Source organism: Pseudovibrio exalbescens, from assembly GCF_028737195.1.
In the GTDB taxonomy this organism is placed as follows: Bacteria; Pseudomonadota; Alphaproteobacteria; order Rhizobiales; family Stappiaceae; genus Pseudovibrio; species Pseudovibrio zosterae.
Window position 1 is genome coordinate 240351 of sequence record NZ_JAQZAJ010000002.1, and the last position, 15572, is coordinate 255922.

The window sequence follows — 15572 nt, forward strand, 5'->3', positions numbered from 1 at the left end:
GTTGGCTCGGTTTATCGTGCAGCTCGCTTGGTCGGCGCTGATTTCTGACCGGCTCTTTATATGCTTCGGACTTGCAACAAGTTGGAGGATAAATACATGAGCCCGTGCCTAAGGTCAAAGCTTTGATGCAGTCGATTCGCAGTGCTGTGACACTCGTTTTACCGGGCAACATTCTCCACTGAATTATCCACGATAATCAACGCGCCTTGACATGTGATGGTTTCACGTGAAACAGGCTCGCTCATTTACCTATGCAGAAGTCCCTAAAAATCACGTCCAGAAGATCTTCTACGTCAATCCGCCCAGTGATGCGCCCGAGCTGTTCTGCGGCCATGCGAAGCTCTTCGCTTCGCAGTTCCAACGGCAAATGCGCGCCAGCAATTGCCCGATCCAACGCCTCAACGCACGAACTCAAATGAGAACGGTAGCGCTCCCGAGTAATCAGAGGGTTTTCGAAATTGCCAATATTCTCTTCTGCGAACGCTGTCAGCTTCGCCAGAAGCGCATCCATGCCATCATCACTGCGAGTACTAGAGTAAACAAAAGGTAAATTTTCTCCCTCAACGGGGCCCACCTCTGCCGCCAGATCCGCTTTCGTCTTCACGATCCAGACCTTTGCCGCACCATCTTTCAAATGCTCAGGTAACGGCTCTGAGATGCCATCAAGGCCTTGCGTCCATAAGATAAGGTCCGCATTCTCGGCCGAAGCCAGCGCTCGTTTAATCCCTTCCCTTTCAACTAAACCGGCATTTTCTCTCAGCCCTGCGGTATCAATCAGGGTCACAGGATAGCCGCCCAGATCCAGATGTACTTCCAACACATCGCGGGTCGTGCCAGCTTCAGGGGTCACAATCGCCACATCTCTTCGCGCCAGCTTGTTCATGAGACTGGACTTGCCCGCATTGGGTGGCCCGAGCAGAACCACCACGAGACCGCTTCGCAAGCGTTCACCTCGTCGGGCGTCGCTCAGGTGCGCCTCTATATCAGCCTTCAAGGTGCTGACCTTGCTCCACACTTCATCAGAGACGGAGTCTGGTACATCCTCCTCATCAGCAAAATCCAGCTCCGCCTCGATAAAGGCTCGGCATCGGATCAAGCTCTCGCGCCATCCGTTGTAAAGCTCACCCAGCGCGCCGGACATTTGTCGCTGAGCCTGGCGTCGCTGCGCCTCTGTTTCCGCGTCTATGAGGTCCGCAAGCCCTTCAACCTCTGTTAGATCCAGCTTGCCATTATGAAAGGCGCGGCGGGTGTATTCCCCCTGCTCTGCCGGACGAAGGCCCTCCATCTCTGACAGGGCCCGCAGCACGGCAGAGACCACAGCCCGACCACCGTGGCAATGGAGCTCAACAGTATCCTCACCGGTAAAGCTGTTTGGGCCTTCAAACCACAGCACCAAGGCCTCATCGAGAACGCTTCCATCCACAGGGTGATAAAGTTTCCGAAGTGATGATTCACGTGAAACAGGAAATTTACCTTTTATCAGGAGGCGCAACGCATCCCGGCTCTGTGGTCCTGAAAGACGAATGACAGCAACGCCGGATGGCAAGGCCCCACTGGACAAAGCGAAAATCGTATCTCTGCGGCCAGCACTCAAATTATTCATATTATCTTCTTCCAAAACCTTGTTCTCGCCCGGACTGTCATTACCCTAGAACTAGGAACTTCAATTGCCATCTACCAGTGTCAGGACAGGCTTTCGCTATGCCAGAGAACCGCTTAAAAAACACTTCAAGCCCCTACCTTCTTCAACATAAAAATAACCCTGTACACTGGTGGGAATGGGGTCCTGAGGCAATGGCAGAAGCCAAGCGGACGGGCAAGCCCATTCTTCTTTCTGTCGGCTACTCTGCCTGCCATTGGTGCCATGTGATGGCCCATGAGAGCTTTGAGGACGATGAGACCGCAGAGCTGATGAACGATCTCTATATCAATATCAAGGTTGACCGGGAAGAACGCCCCGACGTTGATCTGGTTTACATGCGCGCCCTTCATGCCTTGGGCGAACAAGGCGGCTGGCCTTTGACCATGTTCCTCACATCAGAGGCAGAACCCGTTTGGGGCGGCACCTACTTTCCAAAGGAAGCGCGCTACGGACGCCCCTCGTTCAAGCAAGTATTGAACGCCGTGGCCAACACTTTCGCCAATGATCAGGACACCGTCGAGACCAATCGGCAATCCCTTTTGATGGTGCTGAACGAACGCCCCAAGCAACCCTCCGCGGTTGATCAGGGGCTAGTCAGCGCAGCCGGAGAGCGTCTTTCCTCAATGATAGACCGCGAGCTTGGCGGCATGCGTGGGGCGCCGAAGTTCCCTCAAGCCTCTGTCATGGAGCTCATTCTGAGAACCGGCTATCGCGAGCACAACAAAGACCTCATTGATCTTCATGCCGAAAGCCTGCGCATGATGAGCCAGGGCGGCATCTACGACCATGTGGGCGGCGGCCTTGCCCGCTACTCGGTCGATGAGAACTGGCTCGTCCCCCACTTTGAAAAGATGCTCTACGACAACGCCCAGTACATTGATCATCTGTGCTGGGCCTACTGCCACACACAGGATCCGCTCTTCATTCGTCGCCTATCTGAAACGGTCGACTGGATCGAGCGTGAGATGGTGCTGCCGGAAGGCGGTGTCTCAGCTGCGCTCGATGCTGACAGCGAAGGCGTTGAGGGCAAGTTCTATGTCTGGACCGATGAGGAACTCTCCAACCTTCTCCCAGAGAACAGCATCGAGCTGTTCCGCGCTGTCTATGATGTTCAGCCACAGGGCAACTGGGAAGGCACAACCATTTTGAACCGATCACGCCCCCTGCCCCGCCCGTTGACGGAGGAAGAGGAAGGTCAGCTCTCAGCCTGTCTTGCTCTGCTGCTAGAGGAGCGTGCAAAACGGATCCGTCCCCATCGAGATGACAAGGTGCTTCTCGACTGGAATGCCATGCTGATCTCAGCCCTCGCGCATGGTTACCAAATTGTTTCACGTGAATCGTTGAAGAGCCAATTGAGGACTTTAGCTCACAGAATTTTTGAGTTTATCGAAACGCACATGAGCGAGACTGATGGCTCCATGATCCACTCCATTCGGGAAGGAGTGAAGGGCCCAGCCGCCTTTGCGGGAGACTATGCCCACCTCGCCCGTGCAGCCCTTGCTCTGGCTCGGATAGAGGATGAACCGGAAAAGAAAAGCGCCCTGATTGGCAAAGCAAAGGCACTTCTCGATCAATTGGATGCGCGCTATGCCCACCCTCAAGGCGGCTACTATATGACCTCAGAGAGCGCTGATGATCTTCTCGTGCGGCCCTATCATGCGATGGATGAAGCCATCCCGAACTATAACGCGGTCGCCGCTAACGCGTTGGTCGAATACTGGATGCTGACTGATGATGCGGCCTATCGCGAGCGCGCAGACAAGCTGATCGCCAGCTTCACCGGAGAGATCAGAGCCAACATCTTTGGAACCGCCGCCCTGCTCAATGCCCTCGACACCCGCACACGGTTCAAAAAGGCAGAGATCACCCTCTCTCCTGATAGAGAGACAGAACAGGTTTCCGTTGCTTGGAAAAGTGGTGATCCCGCGTGGTTCGCCACTGTCACGACGAAAGCCGATGCAGCTGCATCAGAGGTTTTGATTTGTTCTGAAAACGGTTGCAGTATTCCTCTCGTAACAGCTGAGGCCATTGAAGAAGAGATGCAGCGCGTCTCCTGAATGGTCCCGAAAAACAAAGAGCAGAGGCATAATAAGCCCCTGCTCCCCTCTCCAAATTTGGAGGATTCACGTGAAACTTACCATCGCAATCAGGATTCACGTGAAACAAGATTTCCTGAGAAATCAATCTTCCCGCCAAACCTCAGCCGAAAGCCGGTAAAGAACGTGAGGGTTCAGGCGATGATCTCGATCCAAACTGGTGATGCGAAAATCCTCGGATGGATTACGGGACATGCCGAGTTTCTCCATCACGCGACGAGACTTCATGTTGTTGTGAGCCGTGTAGGCAATCACTTCTTCCAGTTTCAGCTCATGGAAGGCAAACTCGAGCCAAACCTTTGCAGCTTCCAGGGTGATGCCCTTGCCCCAATGGGCCTTGTGTAGTCGCCAGCCGATTTCAACGGTAGGCCACACAGGCAAGCCCAAATCACCACGTGGAACACTCAGACCGCAAAAGCCAAGAAACGCGCCTGTGGTCTTTTCTTCCACCACCGGGAAGCATTGCCCAACCTCTTCCTGCCGCGCGAAGATACGCGCAAAAACTGAATCAGCTTCTTCTTGCATTTGCGCATTTGGAAAGTACGCCATCACGTCTTCATCGCTACTCAAGGTGAAGTAGTGTTCTCGGTCCTCCTGCTTCCACGGCCTCAGGATCAGACGCTCGGTCTCAATGACAGGACTTTTCAATTGAATGGGCATTGCCCCCTCCTCCCCAATAGTACACCAACAAAAAAGCCGGCCTCATTTTCTGAGACCGGCCTGTTTCACGTGATCGCAGTACAAAGCCTACGTGTTCATTGAATCGAAGAACTCTTCGTTGGACTTGGTCTGCCGCAGCTTGTCCATCAGGAACTCCGCTGCATCCACTGTACCCATTGGGTTGAGGATACGGCGCAGAACAAAGGTCTTCTTCAGCTTGTCCGCTGGAACCAACAGCTCTTCCTTACGGGTACCAGAACGCTGAATATCAACGGCTGGGAACACACGCTTGTCAGAGATCTTGCGATCCAGGATGATTTCGGAGTTACCTGTGCCCTTGAACTCTTCGAAGATCACTTCATCCATACGGCTGCCGGTATCAATCAGCGCCGTTGCGATGATGGTAAGCGAGCCACCCTCTTCAATGTTTCGGGCAGCACCGAAGAAGCGCTTTGGACGCTGCAGAGCGTTTGCATCCACACCACCGGTCAGAACCTTACCGGAGGAAGGAACAACCGTGTTGTAAGCGCGGCCCAGGCGTGTGATGGAATCCAGCAGGATCACAACATCGCGGCCGTGTTCAACGAGCCGCTTGGCCTTTTCAATCACCATCTCAGCCACCTGAACGTGGCGCGCGGCAGGTTCGTCAAACGTGGAAGAAACCACTTCCCCGTTCACGGTGCGCTGCATGTCTGTCACTTCTTCTGGACGTTCATCAATCAGAAGGACGATCAGATAGCACTCAGGATGATTTGTGGTGATGGACTGGGCAATGTTTTGAAGGAAAACAGTCTTACCAGTACGTGGCGGCGCGGTGATCAGGGCGCGCTGGCCTTTACCCAACGGTGCGACGAGATCAATTACTCGCGCTGACAAGTCTTTCTTCGTTGGGTTTTCAATTTCGAGGTTGAACCGATCCTCTGGATAAAGAGGTGTCAGGTTATCGAAATGAACTTTGTGGCGGGCCTTGTCTGGGTCTTCAAAATTGATTTTGTTGACCTTGAGAAGAGCGAAGTAGCGCTCGCCGTCCTTCGGGCTTCGGATCTGACCTTCGACGGTATCACCGGTTCGAAGAGAAAATCGTCGGATCTGCGAAGGAGAGACGTAGATGTCATCCGGGCCCGGCAGGTAGTTTGCGTCCGGAGAGCGCAGAAAGCCAAAACCGTCCTGAAGGACTTCAACAACACCCTCGCCCACAATATCAATGTCCTGCTCAGCAAGACGCTTGAGAATTGCGAACAGCAGCTCCTGCTTACGAAGGGTGCTTGCGTTTTCGACCTCATGCTCCTCAGCAAATGTGAGAAGTTCGGTCGGTGTTTTAGATTTGAGATCTTTGAGTTTCATTTCCCGCATCAACTGGGGTCGTTTTCTCTAATGGTTCTGTGCTTGATGAGAAGTCTCAAGAACGAATGAACACTTTAATGGGTGGGGAATAAACAGAATGGCAGGACCGCGGAAAACTGCGGCGACCTCCCTTTGAGGCTTGATTACCAAACTGCTCTGATTGAAGTTGGATCGAACATAGCGGCAATTAGGCCTTCCTTCAAGGCCTAAAAATCACGAAGAACTCAGAAATATCTGAGATTTGGTGTGAAACTGAAACAACTCTAAGGTTTAAAAATTACGAGGATCACAATTCCTATCATTAGAACTGTCGGTACCTCGTTGATAATCCTGAAATAACGCTCGGAATGCTTATTATTGTCCTCAGCAAAACGACGAACATGCCAACTTAATCTCACGTGAAATACGGTCATTAGTAGAACTAATGATAGTTTCAGCAGGAACCACAGGTCCAGGTAGGCATGAAGCAGGTAGACGGTGATCGAACCAAATACCCATGAAGCATGCATAGCAGGCCCCATGATTGCCTTGAGCAACCGCCGTTCCATCACCTTGAAGGTCTCACTCATTTCAGAGCCAACCTCCGCGCCCGTGTGATAGACAAACAGGCGCGGCAGATAAAACAGGCCGGCCATCCACGCGATAACCGAAACGATATGCAGCGTCTTCATCCAAAGATAAAGATCAGCCATGGTGAGAGGCCCCTAACAACTGTGATTAGTCGCGGCCCTGCACCCGTTTGACCATGTGAGCAACATGATCCGGATTTGTTTGAGGTGTAACGCCATGACCCAGATTGAAGATATGTGGTCCGTTTTTGAAGGTATCGAGCACATAGTCAATCCCTTCATCAAGCGCAAGCCCACCAGCAACCAGACGCATTGGATCCAGGTTGCCTTGTACAGGAAGCTTCTGTTGAAGAGCCTGTGCAACATCTGCCGGCACGCTCCAGTCTAGACCAAGCGCATCAACGCCGGTTTCATCGGCGAAACGATGCAGCCGTGCTGCTGAGGCCTTTGGAAAACCGATGATCTTGGCTTCAGGGCGTTCAGCCTTCACTTTTGCAATCAGGGCCTTGGTTGGCGCGATAGACCAGCGCTCAAAGCCAAGATCGTCGAGAACGCCCGCCCAGGTGTCAAAAATCTGCAGTGCATCCGCGCCCGCGTCGTGTTGGGCAATCAGGTATGTCGCGGAAGCGTCCACCAAATGATCGATGAAGGACTGCAGGAGAACCGGATCGGTGTAGGAGCCTATTCTGGCGGCCGTTTGGTCCTGGGTGGTGTGACCGGCCACGGAATAGCAGGCAACGGTCCAGGGAGCGCCACAGAAGCCCAACAGGGTTGTTTCCGTAGGCAGCTCAGCACGCAGGCGTGAAACGGTCTCTATGACCGGCTCAAGGTGCTTCATGGTGCGCGCTTGATCGAGCTTGTTCACCAGCTTTGCTGACAAGGGTTCCAGAACAGGACCACGTCCCTCTTCAAAGCGAACTGGATAGCCTAAGCCATCTGGCACAACGAAGATGTCGGAAAACAAAATGGCTGCATCAAAGCCAAAACGGCGGATCGGCTGGAGAGTGACTTCAGTGGCTAGGTCCGGATTGTAGCAAAAATCGAGAAAGTTTGGTGCCTTGGCCCGCTCTGCTCTGTACTCCGGCAGGTACCGTCCTGCCTGTCGCATCATCCAAATGGGCGGTCGTTCGAGTTTTTCGCCGTTCAACACTCTTACGAGCGCCCTGTCCTGAGCTTTCATCGCCTTACCCTTATCCAAGTCCAGTTCTAATAGAATCCTCATTTATGAGGACTCTGTTTTTTCTATTAGGGAGTGAATTACAAGGATCAAACCACATCCACAATTCACCCAGAGCTCAATCGAGAAAGAACAATCAGAACCGCGAGGTCCGTGGAAAAGTTTGCCATGGAGTCAATAAGGGAGAAAAATTTGAAATTTCAATAGCTTGAAAAATGGCCTACCCTGAATAACCGAGGAATTATTTTTTTTGAATCCTGTGAATACGTGAAGAGCTCGTTGTGCAATCCAGAGTTCCAAGATCATTTCGTGAGAGATGTTCCACGAATTTCCATCTGTTGATCGATTTTGCTTTGCGGGTATGAATTTCATGCCGACTCAACGAATGGGCGAGTTATCCTGAAGTCATTCACGACCGTGGGGATTACAATATGGGAAACCAGGCTAACGTGTTTCATTTACACATGATTTCGGATTCAACAGGCGAAACTTTGATGACTGTTGTCCGCGCTGTGACCGCCCAGTTTGAAAACACTAGGCCGATTGAGCACGTTTATCCGCTCATTCGGCAGGAACGGCAGCTCGATCGTGTCATTTCCGAAATAGAGAGTGCTCCCGGCATCGTGCTTTACACCTTGGTAGAGCCCAAATTCGCCGACCAGTTGGAGCGGGCCTGCCAGAGAATTGGCACGCCTTGCGTAAATGTCCTGCGGCCGGTCCATAACGTCTTCAGCTCTTTCCTCAACGTGGACATTTCTCCGCGCGTTGGCGGCCAACACGCGCTGGACGATGAATATTTCGAGCGAATGGAAGCGCTGAATTACACCATGTTGCACGACGATGGTCAGATCAAAGAGGATCTGGAGCTGGCGGACGTGGTTCTTGTGGGTGTCAGCCGCACTTCAAAGACCCCTACCTGTATTTATCTCGCAAACAGAGGCATCAAGGCTGCGAATGTTCCTCTCGTTCCCGAAATAAAGCCGCCACGGCAGCTCATGAAGCTGAGAAAACCGCTGGTTGTCGGGCTTACAGCCAGCGCGGAGCGCATTCGCGACATCCGCCAAAACAGAGTTCTCTCCACAATTTCTTCAACGGATGATGACAGCTATATCGACAGGAAACTCATAGCTCAGGAAATCATTCGCGCCAAGAAACTGTGTAAGGAGCAAGGCTGGCCGCTGATTGATGTCACGCGCCGTTCCATTGAAGAAACTGCCGCTGAAATCATGAGCTTGCTGCGTGAGCATAAAGGTCATGATCGACATTATGCGCCCTGATCGCTATCTAAGGAAAAACCGAAGACCCATTGAGCCAAACCTCAGGTGACAGATGACCGATTTGATCCTCGCGAGCGGTAGTGCGGTGCGTGCCACGCTTTTGAAAAACGCCGGCCTTTCCTTTGATGTTGATCCGGCAAAGGTTGATGAACGCGCCCTTGAAGAACCCATGCTGGAAAGCGGTGCTTCACCAACGCAGATCGCTGCAGAACTGGCACGTGCAAAGTCCTGTGAGGTTTCCTCTCGCCGTCCCGGCGCTCTTGTCATCGGGGCAGACCAGATTCTGGACTTTGAAGGAAAGCGCCTGACAAAACCAGCTGATCTTGAAGCGGCTCGTGCACAGCTTGCCGCGTTCTCGGGCAAGAGCCACAGCCTCCATTCTGCCGTTTGCATCTCACGAGATGGAGAAGTTGTCTGGGAGGACCTGTCCACTGCCACTTTAAGCGTTCGACACCTGTCAGACGCTTTCCTGGATGACTACATCGCCCGCGCAGGCGAACCAATCCTGTCGAGCGTTGGCGCCTATCAGTTGGAGTCCCTCGGCGTTCAGCTTTTTGACCGCATCGACGGCGATTACTTTACTGTCCTCGGCCTGCCTTTGCTGCCGGTACTCAATTTCCTGCGCGAACAGGGAAGCCTCTTGAAATGAGGAAGGCTGCAGTCACCGGGCATCCGATCAAACATTCGCGTTCCCCCCTCATTCACGGCTTCTGGCTGAAGACCTACGGCATTGAAGGCGAATATGGGCGTGTTGATTTGCCTCCAGAAAATGCCCTCTCCTTCCTTCAAAATTTGAAGGAAAACGGACTGGTCGGCGTCAACGTCACCATTCCAAACAAGGAAACCGCGCTTGAGGCGGCAGAAATCCTTGATGGTGCGGCAAGGCAGATCGGTGCCGTCAACACGCTCTGGCTAGATGATGAGGGACGCCTGAATGGCTCCAACACCGATGCCCTTGGTTTTCTCGGAAATCTGGACCAGCGCGCGCCGGGGTGGGATGACCGCAAGGGCAAGGCCGTTGTTCTGGGTGCCGGTGGTGCCGCCCGTGCAATCCTGTGGGCTTTGCAACACCGAGGTTATCAAGAGATCCTCTTGCTAAACCGAACACTGGAAAAAGCTGAAGGATTACAAAGCCATTTTGGCGAACCGGTCCGCTGCGAACTGTGGGAAAGTCGTTCAAAAGCTCTGGAACGCTGTGATCTTCTTGTGAATACAACCGCGCTAGGCATGGCGGGGCAGCGCCCCTTGGAAATCGAACTAAACCTCCTTCCCTCAACTGCGGTGGTCACAGACATCGTCTACACGCCGTTGATGACAGACCTTCTCGTTGCTGCGAAAGCGCGGGGCAATCGCGTGGTCGATGGCCTTGGCATGTTGCTTCACCAGGCAGTTCCCGGATTTGAAAAATGGTTCGGCAAGCGCCCGGAAGTGACAGAGGAGCTGCGTGAGGTCATTTTGAAGGACATGGGGCTGCTCTGATGATCGTACTCGGCCTCACCGGCTCCATAGGCATGGGAAAATCCACCACGGCAAAGATGTTTGCTGAGGCGGGTGCGGCCGTTTATGACGCAGATGCAGCTGTTCATCGTCTTTATTCTGGGCGCGCCGTTGCGCCGGTAGAACAGGCGTTTCCTGGCGTTTCCAAAAACGGCGTCATTGACCGGGCTGCTTTGGGCAAGATTGTCTTGTCCGACAAGGCGGCAATGGCTCAGCTAGAGGCCATCGTGCACCCTTTGGTGCATGAAGAAGAGCTTGCCTTCTTGCAGCGCGCCCGTGAGGAGCGTCGCCGCGTTGCCGTGTTGGATATCCCGCTCCTGCTTGAAAAATGGGTCCCGGACCGGGTTCGCGCTGTCTGCGTGGTCTCTGCCAGCGCTGAAGTTCAGCGCCAGCGCGTCCTTGATAGACCGGGGATGAGCGAGGAAAAGTTCCAGTCTATCCTTGCAAAGCAGATGCCCGATGCGGACAAAAGGAAACGCGCTCATTTCATCGTTGATAGCGGGCGAGGATTGGAGACCGCACGTTTTGATGTCTCCAAGGTAATGAACACGTTGGCCTACATGGCCTGAACTGGATCAGACGTATGCGCGAAATATCTTTCGATACCGAAACGACCGGCCTTAATCCTCTTGATGGCGACCGCTTGGTGGAGATTGGCGGCGTGGAGCTGATCAACTTTATTCCAACCGGGCGCGTTTATCACGTCTACATCAACCCGGAACGGGACATGCCGGAAGGGGCTTTCCGGGTCCATGGGCTCTCAGAAGAGTTTCTTTCCGACAAACCCAAATTTGCAGAGATCGCTCAGGAGTTTCTCGACTTTGTGGGGGATGGCCGTCTGGTCATCCATAACGCTCCTTTCGACATGGGCTTCATCAACATGGAGCTGGGACGTTGCGGGTTGCCCAACATCCCGAACGAGCAGGTGCTGGATACGCTCACCATGGCGCGGCGAAAGTACCCAACCGGGTCTGCCTCGCTGGATGCGCTCTGTTCCCGCTTCGGTATCGACAACTCCAAGCGAACCAAGCACGGTGCGCTGCTCGATGCTGAGCTCTTGGCTGAGGTTTATCTGGAGCTTAATGGCGGCAAACAGCGCGACCTGATCCTTTCGGACGAGGATGACCAATACGAAGGTGAAGACGGCGGTGGCCCGCGCCAGCGCAAACCGGCAAAGCAGCGATCTGCCCCACTGGTTCATATGCCCACTGAAGCTGAGCTAAAAGCCCACGCGGACTTTCTGGCAGGCATGAAGGGCGAACCCATGTGGAATAAGTATCTGAAGTGAGACCAAAAACGGCCGCTCGAAAGCGGCCGGTTCTTCATCACAGCATGGAAGGCAGCACCCGGTCAGGCGGACGGTGGCCGTCCATGAACGCTTTGATGTTGATAATCACCTTTTCACCCATGTCGATACGGCCCTCGATGGTCGCTGAGCCCATATGAGGCATCAGCAGCACCTTGTCAGACTTGGCAAGACGCGGGTTCACTGCGGGCTCATGCTCGAAAACATCAAGGCCAGCGCCGGCCAGTTCTCCGGCTTCAATCTGACGGATCAGCGCGTTCTCGTCGACAATCTCGCCGCGCGCTGTGTTGACCAGATAAGCTTCCGGTTTCATCAGCTTCAGGCGGCGCGCTGAAAGCAGGTGATAAGTGCCAGGCGTGTGCGGACAGTGGATTGTAATCACGTCCATGCGCGCCAGCATCTGGTCCAGGCTTTCCCAGTAGGTGGCCTCCAGCCGCTCTTCCACGTCCAGAGGTTCGCGAATACGGTTGTGGTAGTGGATGGACATGCCAAACGCCTTAGCGCGCCGGGCAACAGCCTGACCAATGCGGCCCATGCCGATGATACCGAGGCGCTTGCCCCAGATCCGGTGACCCAGCATCCACTGCGGCGACCAGCCCTCCCACTCCTTGTTCTCGATCTTCTTGATGCCTTCCATAAGGCGGCGTGGCACTGCAAGTATCAGCGCCATGGTCATGTCGGCGGTGTCTTCGGTCATCACGCCTGTGGTGTTTGTCACCGCAATGCCGCGATTATTTGCCGTCACAACATCAATGTTGTCGACACCATTGCCAAAATTCGCAATCATTTTCAGGTTGGGTCCCGCCTGCGCCAGAATGGACGCATCGATGCGGTCGGTGACCGTTGGCACCAGGACATCGGCGGTCTTCACAGCCTCAACCAGTTCCGCCTGGCTAAAGGGCGTGTCTGTCTCATTCAGCCGCGTATCGAACAGCTCGCGCATGCGCGTCTCAACAACATCAGGAAGCTTACGCGTAACCACCACAACGGGCTTCTTTTTGGGCATGATCCCCGCCTTCTGAAATTAATTGAGAGTTTGTTAACTCTACGATGTCCACCATAGGCTACTGGAAATCCGTAGCCCCCACCTGTTTTCATAAGCAGATGGCCCGTGTAAAACAAGTGTTGTCAATCAAGCCTGTTTACTCTAGCAGCCGCTTAGTGATTTTGTAGCATGAGTAGAATGATACTTCAGTCTCACTCATACAACCCAAACGCCAAACTCCTTGTTGGAAAGTCCCGATAAAGCCATGCCAAATAACAGATTCCGAGCTGTTCGTCTTTTCTTGAGTACCCTCATGATCGCGGCGTCACTGGGTTCTGTCTCTGCCCCCGTTCTTGCACAGTCTTCAGGCACCGGTGCAAGCGGCTTGCCGATCCCCCGTTACGTCAGCATCAAGTCCGACCGCGTCAATGTGCGTGTGGGTCCAAGCCGCGACCACGACATTGCCTGGTCGTTTGTGAAGAGTCGGGTGCCGGTGGAAATCATTCAGGAGTTTGAGAACTGGCGCCGTATTCGCGATTGGGAAGGCAACACGGGCTGGGTGTTCAGGACACTGCTGTCCGGCTACCGTTCAGCGCTTGTAACGCCATGGGCCGAAAAGTCTGAAACGACTCCGCTGCGCGCAAGCCCCGGTCCAAACGAGCGCATCATCGCTTACATGGAGCCGCTGGTGTTGGCAGGTGTTCTGGAATGTGAGGATGGCTATTGCCGCATCTCCGGGAAAGACTTTGAGGGCTGGGTGGATCAAACCCGCCTGTTCGGCGTCTATCCCGACGAAGACCTCTAAAAAACGACGGTATCAATCAAAAAAGCGGCCTCTCGAGATGATCGAAAGGCCGCTTTTTCATGTTGAATGCTAAGGATGTTGGGCCCAATCAGGCCTTGTCGAGCGTCTTCAGGCTTTCAAGGCGTGGCATGGACATGATGTTGTAGCCAGCGTCCACGAAATGAACTTCACCGGTTACGCCACCTGACAGATCGGAAAGCAGGTACAGGCCAGAGCCGCCCAGCTGATCAGAGGTTACCGAGGCCTTCAGCGGGGAGTTGACCTGCTGGAAGTTGTACATCATGCGTGCATCGCCAATGCCTGCGCCTGCAAGTGTTCTCACAGGGCCAGCAGAAAGCGCATTCACCCGGATGCCCTTCTCACCATAGTCGAACGCCAGATAGCGTACAGAGGCTTCCAGAGCTGCTTTGGCCACACCCATGACGTTGTAGTTCGGCTGCACGCGGGTTGCGCCGCCATAGGTCAGGGTCAGCATGGAACCGCCGTTGGTCATCAGCTCTGCTGCGCGCTTGGCAACTTCAGTGAAAGAGAAGCAGGAGATGACCATTGTGCGGGAGAAGTTCTCGCGCGTGGTATCGCCGTACTTGCCTTTCAGCTCGTTCTTGTCAGAGAACGCAATGGCATGCACGAGGAAGTCGATGGAACCCCATTCTTCCTTCAGGCGGTCAAACACCGCATCAACAGTGGCAATGTCTTCCACATCACATGGAAGCACCAGATCAGCGCCAACACTCTCGGCAAGCGGCTTCACGCGCTTTCCAAAGGCATCGCCCTGATAGGTAAAGGCCAATTCAGCGCCCGCATCAGCAAGCGCTTTCGCAATGCTCCAGCCAATTGAATGGTCGTTTGCAATGCCCATCACAAGACCACGCTTGCCCTGCATCAGCTTGCTCATATGAAACTCCTGTTGTCGGAGCGGGTTGGAGTTTCATAAGGTCCAACCCGTTCCCAATAAGACTAGTCGGTGTATCGCTTGAACACGACGGAAGCGTTGGTGCCGCCGAAGCCAAAGCCGTTGGACAGAACGCAGTTCAGTCCGGCATTGTCCTTGCGCTCACGAACGATTGGCATGTCAGCAAATTCTGGATCCAGCTCTTCGATGTGCGCAGAAGCGGCAATGAAGTCGCCCTTCATCATCAGCAGCGAATAGATTGCTTCCTGAACGCCAGCAGCACCCAAAGAGTGACCGGTCAGCGCTTTGGTCGCGGAGATTGGTGGGATCTTTTCACCAAACACTTCGCGGATCGCTTCGATTTCCTTGATGTCGCCCACTGGAGTGGAGGTCGCGTGCGGGTTGATGTAGTCGATCTCGCAGTCGAGGCCTTCCATGGCAAGACGCATGCAGCGTGCAGCGCCCTCACCGCTCGGAGCCACCATGTCGTAGCCGTCAGAGGTCTGGCCGTAGCCAACAACTTCAGCGTAGATGGTCGCGCCGCGGGCCTTTGCGTGTTCCAGCTCTTCCAGAACCAGCACGCCTGCGCCACCAGCGATCACGAACCCGTCGCGGTTCTTGTCGTATGGGCGGGAAGCGCTCTCTGGGGTTTCGTTGTAGTTGCTGGACATGGCGCCCATGGCGTCGAACATGTTGGACAGTGTCCAGTCCAGTTCCTCGCCGCCACCGGCAAACACGATGTCCTGCTTGCCCCACTGGATCAGCTCAGCCGCGTTACCAATACAGATGTTGGTGGTCGCGCATGCTGCGGAGATGGAGTAGTTCACGCCGTGGATCTTGAATGGCGTAGCCAGTGTCGCAGAGTTGGTGGAGCTCATTGCCTTCGGCACGGCGGTTGGTCCAATGCGGCGTGGGCCTTTGGCGCGGGTAATGTCCGCAGCCTCCACAATCGCCGGGGTGGATGGACCACCAGACCCCATGATGAGGCCGGTACGTTCATTGCTCACCAGATCTTCAGAGAGCTTGGCGTCTTCAATCGCCTGCTCCATGGCAATGTAGTTCCATGCGGCGCCTGCACCCATGAAGCGGGTTGTGCGGCGGCCAAGCGCTTCAAAAGGGTCCACCTTTGGGGCACCGTGAACCTGACACTTGAAGCCAAGATCTGCATATTCCTGAGCACGAACGATGCCGGATTTACCATCGTAAAGGCTCTGCTGCACTTCAGCTGCATTATCACCAATAGAAGAGACAATACCGATACCGGTAACGACCACACGCCTCATGAAGGACTCCCGTGGTTAAAACACGACGAGGCGCTCAAG

General features: G+C 54.2%; 15 protein-coding genes. 7 read left to right on the top strand and 8 right to left on the bottom strand.

What is annotated here, in order from left to right; genetic code table 11:
• Window positions 1-241 precede the first annotated feature (241 nt).
• A complete protein-coding gene (mnmE, locus tag PUV47_RS06300; protein ID WP_274217658.1) occupies window positions 242-1603 on the bottom strand; it encodes a tRNA uridine-5-carboxymethylaminomethyl(34) synthesis GTPase MnmE in 1362 nt (453 codons plus the stop codon).
• Between the two features lie 98 nt (window positions 1604-1701).
• Between mnmE and PUV47_RS06305 the strand changes: the two genes are divergently transcribed.
• Entirely contained in the window at window positions 1702-3699 is a 1998-nt protein-coding gene (locus PUV47_RS06305) for a thioredoxin domain-containing protein (protein WP_274217660.1), read from the top strand.
• 123 nt (window positions 3700-3822) lie between these two features.
• Here the strand turns inward: PUV47_RS06305 and PUV47_RS06310 are convergent, their stop codons facing one another.
• From PUV47_RS06310 to hemE, 4 genes are all read right to left on the bottom strand, one after another.
• Window positions 3823-4398 carry a GNAT family N-acetyltransferase gene (locus tag PUV47_RS06310; protein ID WP_274217661.1) on the bottom strand — a complete coding sequence of 192 codons (576 nt, stop codon included), beginning with the start codon at window positions 4396-4398 and terminating at the stop codon, window positions 3823-3825.
• A gap of 87 nt (window positions 4399-4485) precedes the next feature.
• On the bottom strand, window positions 4486-5751 hold the full coding sequence (gene rho, locus PUV47_RS06315; protein ID WP_274217662.1) for a transcription termination factor Rho: 1266 nt from the start codon (window positions 5749-5751) through the stop codon (window positions 4486-4488).
• Between the two features lie 254 nt (window positions 5752-6005).
• A complete protein-coding gene (gene hemJ, locus PUV47_RS06320) occupies window positions 6006-6434 on the bottom strand; it encodes a protoporphyrinogen oxidase HemJ (protein ID WP_274217663.1) in 429 nt (142 codons plus the stop codon).
• Window positions 6435-6459: 25 nt separating this feature from the next.
• Window positions 6460-7491: a uroporphyrinogen decarboxylase gene (gene hemE / locus PUV47_RS06325; RefSeq protein WP_274218294.1), complete on the bottom strand. Its 1032-nt coding sequence runs from the start codon at window positions 7489-7491 to the stop codon at window positions 6460-6462.
• A gap of 428 nt (window positions 7492-7919) precedes the next feature.
• On the opposite strand from hemE, the gene PUV47_RS06330 reads away from it, so the two are divergent.
• The 5 genes from PUV47_RS06330 to dnaQ are packed head-to-tail and all read left to right on the top strand — an operon-like array spanning window position 7920 to window position 11550.
• A complete protein-coding gene (locus tag PUV47_RS06330) occupies window positions 7920-8765 on the top strand; it encodes a pyruvate, water dikinase regulatory protein (RefSeq protein WP_274217664.1) in 846 nt (281 codons plus the stop codon).
• Between the two features lie 52 nt (window positions 8766-8817).
• Complete coding sequence (locus tag PUV47_RS06335) at window positions 8818-9414, top strand: Maf family protein (protein WP_274217665.1); 597 nt, start codon at window positions 8818-8820, stop codon at window positions 9412-9414.
• Window positions 9411-10244, top strand: a complete 834-nt coding sequence (locus PUV47_RS06340) for a shikimate dehydrogenase (RefSeq protein ID WP_274217666.1) — start codon at window positions 9411-9413, stop codon at window positions 10242-10244. Before PUV47_RS06335 ends, PUV47_RS06340 begins: the two co-directional genes overlap by 4 nt.
• The gene (gene coaE / locus PUV47_RS06345) at window positions 10244-10831 is read left to right on the top strand and encodes a dephospho-CoA kinase (protein ID WP_274217668.1); all 588 of its coding nucleotides are present in this window, start codon (window positions 10244-10246) and stop codon (window positions 10829-10831) included. The genes PUV47_RS06340 and coaE overlap by 1 nt, the downstream gene beginning before the upstream one ends.
• Window positions 10832-10845: 14 nt before the next feature.
• Window positions 10846-11550 carry a DNA polymerase III subunit epsilon gene (dnaQ, locus tag PUV47_RS06350; RefSeq protein ID WP_274217670.1) on the top strand — a complete coding sequence of 235 codons (705 nt, stop codon included), beginning with the start codon at window positions 10846-10848 and terminating at the stop codon, window positions 11548-11550.
• Window positions 11551-11587: 37 nt separating this feature from the next.
• Here the strand turns inward: dnaQ and PUV47_RS06355 are convergent, their stop codons facing one another.
• Entirely contained in the window at window positions 11588-12574 is a 987-nt protein-coding gene (locus tag PUV47_RS06355) for a 2-hydroxyacid dehydrogenase (protein WP_274217671.1), read from the bottom strand.
• Between the two features lie 292 nt (window positions 12575-12866).
• On the opposite strand from PUV47_RS06355, the gene PUV47_RS06360 reads away from it, so the two are divergent.
• Window positions 12867-13358 carry an SH3 domain-containing protein gene (locus PUV47_RS06360; protein ID WP_274217672.1) on the top strand — a complete coding sequence of 164 codons (492 nt, stop codon included), beginning with the start codon at window positions 12867-12869 and terminating at the stop codon, window positions 13356-13358.
• Window positions 13359-13446: 88 nt separating this feature from the next.
• Here PUV47_RS06360 and fabI read toward each other — a convergent pair whose 3' ends face one another.
• Entirely contained in the window at window positions 13447-14253 is an 807-nt protein-coding gene (gene fabI, locus PUV47_RS06365; protein WP_274217673.1) for an enoyl-ACP reductase FabI, read from the bottom strand.
• Window positions 14254-14315: 62 nt separating this feature from the next.
• Window positions 14316-15533, bottom strand: a complete 1218-nt coding sequence (gene fabB / locus PUV47_RS06370; protein WP_274217674.1) for a beta-ketoacyl-ACP synthase I — start codon at window positions 15531-15533, stop codon at window positions 14316-14318.
• Between the last annotated feature and the right edge of the window lie 39 nt (window positions 15534-15572).